Source organism: Alishewanella sp. WH16-1, assembly GCF_001441695.1.
Classification (GTDB): Bacteria; Pseudomonadota; Gammaproteobacteria; order Enterobacterales; family Alteromonadaceae; genus Alishewanella; species Alishewanella agri.
On sequence record NZ_LCWL01000078.1, the window covers coordinates 78,548 to 91,080 of the forward strand.

Genomic DNA, 12,533 nt, shown 5'->3' on the forward strand with positions numbered 1-12,533 from the left:
TTGCCAACTCAGAACTGGTAGTTTAAACCCAGCGTCAGGTTGTTGGTTTTCAGCTTGTAGTTATAGGGACCATCTGAGAACTTTTCATCTGGCAATTGCAGATACTCAAGCGTTGCGGTTAAGCGCGGTGTGATTTTGACTCCCGCGCCTATGCCCCATGCCAGACCGTCCAGAGTTTCAGTGTCAGAAAACGAAAAACCGGTTGCTCGTTCCTGATACTTAAACTTGGTTGAGGCATAACCTGCGACACCATATAGCGATATGATGTCGGTGACCGGCACAGTGCCTTTTAACAGCAGCATACTTTGCATCTCAACGCTGAGTTTCTCGGAGTAATCAAGCTCACGATAGCTCTCGCCTTTTACACCCGTACCCAGACGCACCTCCGCAGCAATATAAGGCGTAAAATGGTAGCCAGCTAATGCCGACAAGGTAGTAAAGTCAAAGCTGGCCGAATTACCCGCTTCTGATTCTTTTAATTCGGTCGCGCTAATCTGGGCTCCGACATAAAACGGAGAATCAGCAGCTGTTGCAACGGTAGAACAGGCAGCAATAACCAGCACAGAGAGATATTTTTTTAACATGTCGCATTCCTTATACGATGAGTGACAGCCTAATAATCGGCCGATAAAGCTGAATTCGGCCTTAATAGCTAAATGCAGCGAGAGTTTGTCAGAAATAATGATGACATTAAATGTTAATTTTGTAATAAAAAGTTAGCGTTATACTGAAGCTTATCTCAGTTTTCGCCGAAATGGTCGCTTTCCTGGGGGCGAACAGCAGAAAACGTGTTACAAAAATCTGTTACAAAACACAACAGGGAACCTGATAATGAAACTGATCCTCCGCGCAGCGCTGCTCGGAAGCCTAATCTGCTGCAGCCCGCTAACGCTGGCGACTGCAGTTGATATTGGCTATCAGCAGCCAGTAAAAGAAATTGTTGATATTGTGGATGCGGCTCCCGCTCCCGGCGCTATGTTGAGCCCGGATGGCAAATTGCTGTTAAGTACCGGTTTTGCCGCCTTACCTGGCATTGCGGATTTAGCCGCGCCGGAATACCGGCTGGCCGGGGTGCGTTTTAATCCGGCGAATAATGGGCCGGCGCAACCGCGTTATGTATCATCGTTACAACTGATTGTACTGGATAGCCAACAAACGCAAACCATCAGTGGTTTGCCGAAAAACCTGAAAGCGGTCAATCTGAATTTCTCACCTGACAGCCGTCATTTAGCCTTTATTCAGTTGGAAGACAATGAAGCCCAGCTGTGGAAAGTGGATCTGGAAAAGCTGCGCGCCAGTCGCTGGAGTAAACTGAGCTTAAATGCGATTTGGGGCGGTTCATTACAGTGGTCAGCGGATAGCAAAGCGATTTTTGCAGCGGCAGTGCCGGCAAAACGCGGCGCTGAGCCAGCCGAGAGTAAGGTACCAACCGGCCCGGTCATTACCGAAGCGCGCGGTCGTACAGCACCGGCCCGTACCTATCAGGATTTGCTGAAAAATAAGCATGATGAAGCGCTGTTCAGCTATTACTTTACCAGTCAGCTGGTAAAAATTGGCTTAAATAACAAAGTGACGACTTTGGGTAAACCACAGTTATTACGTGGCGTCGAAGTATCACCGGATAATAATTTTATTCTGGTTAACCGGATTGAACAGCCATTCTCCTATGCGGTACCGGTGTTCCGTTTTGCTTATACCACTGAGGTGTGGGATGCCAGCGGCAAGCTGCAATATCAGGTAGTGCAGCAACCGGTGGCCGATAATTTACCGATAGCCTTTGATGCGGTGGTGACCGGCCGGCGCAGTGTTGGCTGGCGCCCGGATCAGGCTGCAACCCTATATTGGGCGGAAGCTGCGGATGGTGGCGACCCGGCGAATAAAGTCGCGGTACGGGATCAATTATTCCAGCTGGCAGCGCCTTTTAATGCTGAGCCGGAAAAGCTGCTGGATTTAAGTTTCCGCTTCTCTTATCTGCTTGCTGCAGCCGACGGTAGTTTGCTGGTATGGGAGCGTTGGTGGCAGGATCGCAATGAAAAAGTCTGGTATCTGGACCCGGCCAAACAAGCGCGGCTATTCTGGGAACGCTCTTCTGAAGACCGTTATAATGACCCGGGCAGTCCGTTATTAACCACTGCTGCTAACGGTCAACGCTTATTACGGGTAGATGATGGCGCGATTTATTTAACCGGCGTTGGCGCCTCACCAGAGGGTAACAGACCTTTCATCGATAAACGCCCACTGACAAGCGGTGAAACCAGCCGTTTATGGCGTTCAGAAGCGCCATTCTATGAGTTTCCTTATACGGTGTTACCATCAGGTAAGTTGTTAACCCAGCGTGAGGCGCCGGATCTGCCGCCGGATTTCTACCTGCGCGATCTAAGCAGCGGTGAATTGACAGCCTTAACCAAAACACCACACCCGATGCCACATACCCAGGGTATCAGCCGCGAACTGATTAATTATCAGCGTGCTGATGGTATTCCGATGTCAGCGACACTGTTGCTGCCAGCCGGCTACGATAAAGCCCGCGATGGCGCGCTGCCGACGGTGATCTGGGCTTACCCGCGCGAGTTCCGCAGCGCTGACGCCGCTGGTCAGGTCAGTGATTCGCCGTACCGTTTTAACCGCATTAGTTACTGGACACCGCAATTCCTGGCAACTCAGGGCTATGCGGTATTGGATAATGCCACCATGCCAATTGTTGGTGAAGGTGAGCAGGAACCGAACGATACCTTTATTGAGCAACTGATCCTCAATGCAGAGGCAGCGATTGGTGCGGGCGTCGAGCGCGGCGTAACAGACCCGAACCGGGTGGCGATTGGCGGCCATTCTTATGGTGCCTTTATGACGGCAAACCTGCTGGCGCACTCTAACTTATTTAAAGCGGGTATTGCCCGCAGTGGCGCTTATAACCGCAGCTTGACGCCGTTCGGCTTCCAGATGGAACAACGCACCCTGTGGGATGATCCGGAGCTGTATAGCCGGATGTCACCGTTCTTCCATGCCGAAAAAATCAAAACACCATTGTTGTTAATTCACGGTACCGATGATAACAACTCAGGTACCTTCCCGATGCAGAGCGAGCGCTTATATCAGGCGATTAAAGGCAATGGCGGTACCACCCGCTTAGTGATGTTGCCACTGGAGTCACACGGCTACCGCGCCCGTGAGTCTGTGCTGCATATGCTATGGGAAACTACGGCCTGGCTGGATGAGTTTGTGAAAAACGCTAAGGCCGATAACGCCGAGTAAGTTGTGTTGCAATAAAGTTAATCTATAATAAAAAGCGCTGCTAAACCCAGCGCTTTTTCTTTTTCGGAGGTAAGCATGACATGGAGTAAGAAATTTGCTTTAGCTTTGCTGAGTTTGCTGGCGATAGTGGTGGCTTATCAACTTGGTAAGCAAATTGGTGCCTGGATAATCCGTTCTGGAACGATGATTGGCTAGCTCACCACATGTTCATCGAATTTCTGCTTAAAGTGACAGTGACATCGATAGGCGCTGGTTTTGGTCATAAGCTATGCTGTCGTTTAGTCAATGGAACCAAAAAACCTGATGAAAACAGGCAGTCAGTTTATTGCGCTCTGGTTACGGCTCTGTCTTACCTGTTTTTTTCAGTGTTATTCTGCTTCATGAAGCTGGACGTGGCCGGATTTGCCACGCCTTTTTGTTTGTCGGATTAATGCGCTTTACGTCACTTTGCAACCAGTACAGCGCCCCATTTGGCCGGAATCGTGAGTTGTATGGTGTCGCCGTTTTGGCTGATTGCCAGTTGGCTTAGCACATCCTGCCAGTTGGTCTGATCTTGTGGTAGTGTGATCTGCTGTGGCTGCTCGCTATTATTTAACAGCACCCGTACCCGTTGCTGTTGGTGACGGCGTTCAAAGCCGTACAGCTCACGCTGGTCATCAACTAACAGGGTCTGATAATCCCCCAGCCGCAACGCCGGCAGTTGCTGGCGCAGTTGGATCAGTTGCCGGTAGTGCTGTTGTAACTGACGATTTACCGCGACCTTGTCAGCTGGCCGTAAACTCCCATCCGGGTTAGTGACTTCGTCTTCATAACGAATATCGTCCCAGATCATTGGCTTACGATCATCAGGGTCGTTAGCGCCCCACATCCCGACTTCATCGCCATAGTAGACCATTGGCGCCCCGACATAGGTCATTTGAAAAATAACAAACAACTTTTGTAACCGCAGTTCTTCGGCGTTAGGTTTGCGCACCTGATACTCTGGATTCTGGCTAACTTGCGACAACTGAAAATAGGCACCCCAGTCGCGGAAGTTACCGATGCCACGGTTCACAATATGTGAGCCAATCCGGTTCGAATCGTGACTGCCAAATAAATTCTGGGTGACGTAAGCCACGCCCTTGGGGTACAGCGCGCGCATTTCGGCCAGCCTGGCGTCAAACTCGCTGGCCTTAATCCGTTGTGGCGCCGGGTTAAACATAAACTCCGCGGCGGTGAAGGCAAAGTTATAGTTCATTTCACCGTCAAACTCATCGCCCTGAAAATAAGGTTTTACCAACTCCGGCGGCATCACCAGTTCAGCGGTGATATAGGCGTCAGGGTTCAGTGTTTTTACATGCTGCCGCCAATCTTTCCAAAAGCCATGGGCGACACAGAAAGCGACATCTAATCGCCAGCCATCAATACCGAACTCGCGGCCCTGACCTTTTGGGTTCATCCAGCGCGTAGTGGCGGCAAATACATAATCCCGTGGTCCGGCCACCAGACCCTGGGCATCCTCTTTAAACTCGGGTAAGGAGGCGACACCAAACCAGCCCTCATACCGAAATTCACTGCCGGTTTTTTCATCCCGAAAGCTGTGTACGGTAAACCAGTCTTTGTAGGGCGATTGCTGCTGATGCTGTTGCAGATGCTGAAAGGCAAAACTGTTAATGCCCATATGGTTAAACACACCATCAAAAATCACCCGGATACCGCGTTGCTTCGCTTGTTTGATCAGTTCCAGCGCCAGTTCGTCGGCTTTGGTCCAAACCCAGGTGCTGGGATCTAATGGATTTTCGGTGGCAATCAGTGCCCGGTCACCGGCCGGATCCGGACCGAAATTCGGGTCGATATGGTGAAAGCTGGCCGCATCATATTTATGCAGCGAGGGGGCAGTAAAAACCGGGTTTAAATAGATCGCATTGAAACCCATGTCTTGAATATAGTCGAGCTTGTCAATCACCCCCTGCAGATCGCCACCGTAGCGGCGGCGTAACAGATGCTGCCATAACTCAGATTCACCGTTGGTCACTTCATAGGGTTGGCGTTTGTACCAGTCGCTGCCCCATGGATGAACCTGCCAGACTTTGGGAGGCTCGGCCGGATCGGCACCGGCAATATCCTGTACCGTCGGGTTATTGCTGGGATCGCCATCACGAAAGCGCTCCGGAAACACCTGATACCAAACCGCACTCTTTGCCCAGTCCGGCACGAACTCACCTTGTTCGTTTAATGCGATCGGACCTCTGGGTGTGGCATCGGATGTTTGCGGGCAGTAAGCCTGAGTCGTCTGCGGATAACACAAGATAATGCCAGTGAAGGCGCTTGCCAGCATTATAGCCAGGGATTTTCTTAACATCATGTTCTCTCAGTTATTGTTAGAAAAACGCCACCGTCTTGGGTGGCGTGGCGTTCTGCTGGCCGCTGCACGATAGCATTAAGCCCGCGTTTAATCTTAACCTGCTGTCAGCGCTTAACTGCGCGCCTGCTTAATTTCTTGCATCAGCTGCAGCACCTTGTCATCGCTTAGAATCGTCTCAATATTGTGCGGCAATTTGCGTTGCCAGTTCGCATATTCAGTACTGGTACCCGGTATATTGACTGGAGTTTCCAGCAGTACTAGATCTTCCAATTGATAGGCGAATAAACGCGCCGGCGTCGCTGCGGTATACAGATGACAGGCGCGAACCAGCGTTGCTGCATCCGGCTGCGCAATGCCAAGCTGCTGTTGCAGAATCTGCTTTTCGCTCTCTCGCAGCTGGTGCAGGCTGTCGGCCACGGCTGGACTGGGGAATAAATCCAATTGATGACGTAGCGCTAAGTCCAGTTCCTGCCAGAAGCCGACCAGCGTAGGCATATCGTGGGTGGTAACTGTTGCCAGTGCCTGCGGTGGATAGGTGAGATCCCGGTGTTGATAACTGCCAGCCTTTTGCTCCAGCATAAATACCCGGTAAGACAGCACCTGATAATGCTGCATCAACTCACTGATTTCCGCCGGTACCGTGCCCAGATCTTCCCCAATCACCACGCAATGATTACGCTGGCTTTCCAGTGCTAAAATGGCAAACAGCTCTTGCGCCGGCATCCGCAAATAACAGCCGGCAGTGGCATCGGCGCCGAGCGGGCAACACCAAAGCCGCAGTAATGCCATCACATGGTCCAGCCGTAAGGCGCCGGCATAGCGCATATTAGCGCGGATCAGTTCAATAAAGGGTTGATAGGCTTTTTGCCGCAGTGTCACCGGGTTGTACGCCAGCAAGCCCCAATTCTGGCCTTTTGGTGCCATAATATCCGGCGGTGCACCGACACTTAAATCTAATAAAAAATCATCTGGCGCGCCCCAGCTCTCGGCACTGCTGCGGCTGGTACCGACGGCGGCATCGCAATACAAACCAATAGCCATACCTTGTTTGCGGCACTCGGCTTTCACCTCTGCCAGCTGCAGCTGTGCTAACCACTGCAAATACAGCTGCTGTTCGATAGCGCTGGCATGCTGCTCGGCAAAAGCCGCCACTGCTGCGCTGTGTGGGTCTTGTAGTTCCGACGGAAACTGCTGCCAGGCGGCGGTTTGCAGATCTTGCCAGAACAATTGGCCCTGTAGTACCGAGAATACAGCCCACTGATACAGACTCACACCGGCCTCTGCTACGAAAACCTGAAACGCTTTGGCCCTTTCACTTTGCAGCGCCAGTTCATGTTGCTGAAAATGTTGAAACAGTAAGGTCGCGACCTGCTGTTTTAAGGCGGCAACAGCCGGATAATCAACATTCGCCGTGGCGCGACAGGCGGCGAGCTGCTGCTGAAAATCGGCACTGGCGACTAGCTGTTGTGCTGCGGTGCAGGCTTGATAATCCGGCGTTTCATCCAGCGCGACATAAAGCGTGTTTAACCATAAGCGGCTGCTGGGGCTGTATGGGCTGCAATCCTGTGGCAGCATCGGATAGAGCGCATGCAAGGGGTTTAAACCGATAAAATCGTTACCTGCCGCTGCTAATGGGGCAACCATAGCTTTTAAGTCAGCAAAGTCACCCATACCCCAGTTGCGGGCAGAGCGCACCGCGTATAGCTGTACGGCTGGGCCCATGGTTTTATGCAAAATGGCGCTGTCGTGCAGCTGAAAACAGCGTGCCGGTGTAACAATCAGTTGCTGACTAAGACTTTGCTGACCATCGCTTAGCGTTAGCTGGTGGTAACCCAGCGGCAAATCCAGCTGGAATGGTAGGTTAAAGGCCAATATTAATCGGCCATCCAGCTCATTTTGTTCGACAATGTCTTTCGCCTGCAGCAGCAAGTTACCGTTCAGTTGTTGGCCATCTTCAAGCTGTAGCTGCCATTGCCAATGACTGTTAGCCGTATCCGCGGCGAGTTGCAGCCTTACCTGAAAAGGTTGTTGTTGCTCCGCAACCGTGACAGGTGCCAGAGTTTCAAACCAAGGGGCATTGCGTAGTTGCTGGCTTTGTGCGGCAATCTGCTGCTCATCCGATAGCGCGAAGCCCATCGCGGTTAAAATCGCAGCCTGCACTGCAGGGGCGATATGCTCCAGATGCCCATTGGCATGCACATAGCTGTCTTGCAAGCCGGCGAGGCTGGCAAGCTGTTTAAGTTGTTCCATAGACCACCTGTTATAAGGGTGTGGTATTTACGACAAGCATAAACAGCGTGGCCTGAATAAGAAATATGCTGCATACGTATGCAGTTACTTATTAAGCCACACTTATTGTCCCCGGACATTATTCCACCGCTCTGCCTTGCTTAACCATAATAAATCAGCGGTTTGGCAATCCGTATGGTGCACAACAATAGTGCAGCTTGTGGCCAGTTGCACCCTGGCAGTGCGTCTTTTGCACTATGAATACGTATTCATATTGAGCTACCGCCCGAATAAGTTTAATAAATGACCATGGCAAAACTGCTGCTGACGGATTTCAGCAGGACTTTCAGTTTCGCAGCGATAAAATAACAACGCACCGGGGTAGGTAGGAATATGAATAAATTTAAACTCAGTATGCTGACACTGGCGCTGGCAGCAGCTGGTAGTAGCGCAGTGGTGTTTGCTCAGGAAGCGGACACCCAAACGCCGCAGGCACAGGAAGAAGCGGTTGAAGTGATCGCCGTGCGCGGTTTCCGTCGCAGTCTGCAGGAATCACAGAACATTAAAATGTTCAACAGTTCGATTGTCGAGGCGGTTTCGGCAGAAGATATTGGTAAACTGCCTGACGTCAGTATTGCTGAATCATTAGCCCGCTTACCAGGTTTAACCGCACAGCGCTTAAATGGCCGTAGTCAGGTCATCAGTATCCGCGGTCTGGCGCCGGATTTCTCAACTGCACTGTTAAATGGTCGCGAGCAGGTTAGCTCCGGTGATAACCGTGGCGTAGAGTTTGACCAATATCCGTCTGAACTACTGAGTGGTGTGGTTGTTTATAAAACGCCGGACGCTGGTTTAATTGGCCAGGGCCTGGCCGGTACTGCCGATATGCGTTTGGTTAGCCCGCTGGCACACGGTGAACGCACTGTAGCGGTGAATGCCCGTTACGAGTGGAGCCAAATTAGTGCGTTAAATGCTGGTGCAGATGATAAGGGCAATCGTTTTAGCATTTCGTACATTGACCAATTCGCCGACAACACCATTGGTGTAGCTTTAGGTTACGCCACTATGTCTAACCCAATGCAAATTGAACGTCTTGAAGCCTGGGGTTATGCCGACACAGCTGATGGCGATAAAGTGATTGGCGGTGCTAAAGTCTTTGCGAACTCCAACTTGCTGGAGCGCGATGGCTTTATTGGTGTATTTGAATACAAACCAACTGATAGCTTTAGCAGCGCGGTAGATTTCTATTACTCTAAGTTTGATGAAACTCAGCGCACCAGCTTTATCGAACTACCGCTGTTCTGGGGTGGCGCACCGCTGGTGAACCCAACAGTAGAAAATGGTTTAGTGACCTCTGGTGGTTACACTGGAGTTAAAGGTATCGTCCGTAACCATGGTAATTTCCGTGAAGCAGATCTGTTCTCTGTTGGTTGGAAAACCGAATTCAAATTATCAGATAGCTGGGATGCCACTTTGGATCTGAGCCACTCTTCGCTGGATCGTACTGACCTGATTCTGGAATCTGATGCCGGTACCGGCCCAGCTGGTTCAGGCGCGCTGGACAATCTGTCGTTCGCGATGAGCGACCGCGGCCCGATTTTCAATTCTACACTGAACTATGCTGATCCTAGCTTAATCCTGCTAACCAGCCCGCAAGGTTGGGGTGGTGATATTATTCCTGGTGGTCAGCTGGGTTACTACAACTCACCGTCGATTACCGACGATTTAAATCAGGTACGTTTAAGTGCCAAAACCATGCTGGATAATGACAACTTCGATTCACTGGAAGTGGGTTTAAACTACAGCAACCGCGAAAAAGACAAGAAAGCCGATGAATTCTTCCTGGCGCTGCCCAATGGTGCCTTGTCAGCACCTATTCCAAATATCGCCGGTACCACCAGCCTGGCGTCTTTTGGTATTCCGGGCATGGTCAGCTATGACCCACGTCAGCTAATCGATACCGGCGCCCTGGTACGGGTACGTAACCCGAATGCTGACGTGCTGATCAAAGACTGGAACGTGGCTGAAGATGTGGTAACGGCTTATGTAAAACTGGGGATTGTCAGCCGCGTGGGTGAAATCCCGGTGACGGGTAATATCGGTACGCAGATCGTCCATACTGACCAGTCGTCTTATGCGTTAGCGGCTTCAGGTACCGGTATTAATGTGTCGTCATTCCGGATTGATGGTGGTGATAAGTACTGGGAAGTGTTACCCAGCCTGAACCTGAACTTTGAAGTCGGTACCGGTAAATACGTACGCGTTGGTTTAGCCCGTACTATGGCCCGTGCCCGGATGGATCAGCTGCGAGCCAGTCAGGATTATAGCTTCAACCCGGCACTGAACAACTCGCAGGCAACACCAGAGCAGAACTCGCCATGGAGCGCGTCTGGCGGTAACCCGGCGCTGCGGCCGTGGATTGCGAATGCACTGGATGTCTCTTACGAGCAGTACTTTGAAGACAGCAAAGGCTATGTGGCGATTGCGGCTTTCTATAAAGACCTGGAAAGCTATATCTACGACCAGCAAGTGATTCAGGACTTTACCGGCTTCCCATCTGGTGGTGAAGTACCAGTGATTAACCAGGGTGTCGCAACCACACCACAAAATGGTAAGGGTGGCCGCATCAATGGCGTGGAATTTACCCTGTCTGCCAGTGGCGCGATGATTATGCCTGAACTGGAAAGCTTCGGCGCCATTCTGACCGGCTCCTGGACCGACAGCAGCATTCAGTCTAACCCGAACGATCCTTCTACCCCGTTACCAGGTTTATCTGAGCGGGTAGCTAACCTGACGTTCTATTACGAGAACGATGGTTTCTCTGCCCGGGTCAGCAGCCGTTACCGTTCTGATTTCCTCGGTGAAATTTCAGGCTTTGGTAATGGCCGTGACCTGCGGATGATTGAAGCTGAGACCGTTGTTGATGCACAAATCAGCTACAGCTTCTCGGGTCGTTATGAAGGCTTAACCCTGTTACTGCAAGCAAATAACGTAACGGATGAGCCTTTTGTGCGGGTTGAAGGTGATGACAGCCGCCGCGTGATTGAGTATCAGCGCTATGGCCGTACTTATATGGCAGGTTTATCCTATAAGTTCTAATCACACCTGACGTGAGTAAAGGCCCCTGTTACTATCGAGCATAGACAGGGGCCTTTTTGTTGGAGGCAAGGTGAAGAATACAGATTTAAATCAGGTGCGCCGGGTATTGATAGTCGGCGGAGGTACTGCTGGTTGGATGACCGCAGCGATGCTGGCGCGCATTCTCGGCGAACAAATTGACTTACAGTTAGTCGAGTCCGATACGATAGGCACAGTCGGTGTTGGCGAGGCGACTATTCCGGCGATTCAGCATTTTAATGCTGCCCTGGGGATTAACGAGGCCGAGTTTTTACGCGAAACCAAAGGCAGTATTAAGCTGGGTATTCAGTTTGAAAACTGGGGCCGGCAGGGTGATAGCTATATGCATGCCTTTGGTCCGGTTGGCCGCCAGCTTGGCATGGCATCCTTTCATCATTTCTGGCTGGCCGCGCAGGCCAAAGGAGATAACAGTAGCTTTTGGGATTATTCCCTGAACTATCAGGCGGCGAAAGCCGGTAAATTCAGCCCGCAGTCGCAGCTGCCGAATTCCCCTTTACCTGGCTTACAATATGCCTATCATTTTGACGCCGGGCTCTATGCCGCATTTTTACGTCGTTACAGCGAGCAGCGCCGGGTAAAGCGGATTGAAGGCTTAATTGCCAAAGTTGAGCAAAAGCCCTCCGGTGACATCGCTACAGTGGTACTGACCGATGGCCAGGTATTGAGCGCTGATCTCTTTATTGACTGTTCCGGCTTAAGGGCTTTGCTGATTGAACAAACCCTGGCTGCCGGTTATGACAATTGGCAACACTGGCTGCCCTGTGACAGTGCGCTGGCGGTACCTTCAGAAGCCCGTTATCCGATAGTGCCATACACCCGCTCTATTGCGCATGGCGGTGGCTGGCAATGGCGGATCCCATTGCAACATCGCACCGGTAATGGCTTGGTATATAGCAGCCGTTTTCTTGACGATGAACAGGCGAAACAGACCCTGCTCAGCAACCTCGATGCCCCTGCGCTGGCCGAGCCGCGCAAAATCAGTTTTGTTACCGGGCGGCGCAAGCAGCAATGGCGGCGTAACTGTGTGGCCATTGGCTTATCCAGTGGTTTTCTGGAGCCGCTGGAGTCAACCAGTATTCATCTGATTCAAAGTGCGGTGGTGCGGTTAGTGCAATGCTTCCCGGCAACACAGGATATGACAGCGCTCAGCAACGAATTTAATCGTCAGTCGCAGCAGGAATTTGAAGCGATCCGTGATTTTATTATTTTGCACTACCACTTAAATCAGCGTACTGATCATCCGCTTTGGCAATATTGCCGGGAGATGGCTTTGCCTGACGCTCTGGCGCAGCGGCTGGAGTTATTCCGTCACAGCGCGCAAATCTTCCGGCAACAGGATGAGCTGTTTACCGAAGTGGCCTGGCAACAGGTGCTGTTAGGACAAAATCTGTTGCCTGCCAGCTATCATCCGCTGGCGGATAGCCTTACTAAGGCGCAACTCACAGGCTTTTTTGCTGACCTTAAGCAGGTCGTTAGCAAAACGGTCACGGCCTTGCCAAGCCACCAAAGCTTTTTACAAAGTCAGAGTTAACAGGATGACGGGCGATGTCCGTCATCCTGCTGTTTAACA

6 protein-coding genes are annotated in these 12,533 nt (G+C 51.4%); 3 read left to right on the forward strand and 3 right to left on the reverse strand.

Annotation, left to right across the window (positions count from 1 at the left end; translation table 11 throughout):
• Positions 1 to 8 precede the first annotated feature (8 nt).
• Complete coding sequence (locus AAY72_RS07500) at positions 9 to 584, reverse strand: porin family protein (protein ID WP_057786475.1); 576 nt, start codon at positions 582 to 584, stop codon at positions 9 to 11.
• A 247-nt stretch (positions 585 to 831) separates the two neighbouring features.
• On the opposite strand from AAY72_RS07500, the gene AAY72_RS07505 reads away from it, so the two are divergent.
• Complete coding sequence (locus AAY72_RS07505; protein ID WP_057786477.1) at positions 832 to 3,252, forward strand: prolyl oligopeptidase family serine peptidase; 2,421 nt, start codon at positions 832 to 834, stop codon at positions 3,250 to 3,252.
• 442 nt (positions 3,253 to 3,694) lie between these two features.
• Here AAY72_RS07505 and AAY72_RS07510 read toward each other — a convergent pair whose 3' ends face one another.
• Together AAY72_RS07510 and malQ are read right to left on the reverse strand one after the other, a co-directional pair.
• Entirely contained in the window at positions 3,695 to 5,596 is a 1,902-nt protein-coding gene (locus AAY72_RS07510; protein WP_231728921.1) for a glycoside hydrolase family 13 protein, read from the reverse strand.
• A 111-nt stretch (positions 5,597 to 5,707) separates the two neighbouring features.
• Positions 5,708 to 7,846: a 4-alpha-glucanotransferase gene (malQ, locus tag AAY72_RS07515; RefSeq protein ID WP_057786479.1), complete on the reverse strand. Its 2,139-nt coding sequence runs from the start codon at positions 7,844 to 7,846 to the stop codon at positions 5,708 to 5,710.
• A 372-nt stretch (positions 7,847 to 8,218) separates the two neighbouring features.
• Here malQ and AAY72_RS07520 point away from each other — a divergent pair, with 372 nt between their 5' ends.
• Positions 8,219 to 10,924, forward strand: coding sequence for a TonB-dependent receptor (locus tag AAY72_RS07520; protein WP_057786481.1), 2,706 nt, complete (start codon positions 8,219 to 8,221; stop codon positions 10,922 to 10,924).
• Between the two features lie 70 nt (positions 10,925 to 10,994).
• Complete coding sequence (locus AAY72_RS07525) at positions 10,995 to 12,494, forward strand: tryptophan halogenase family protein (RefSeq protein ID WP_082628962.1); 1,500 nt, start codon at positions 10,995 to 10,997, stop codon at positions 12,492 to 12,494.
• Positions 12,495 to 12,533: the final 39 nt, after the last annotated feature.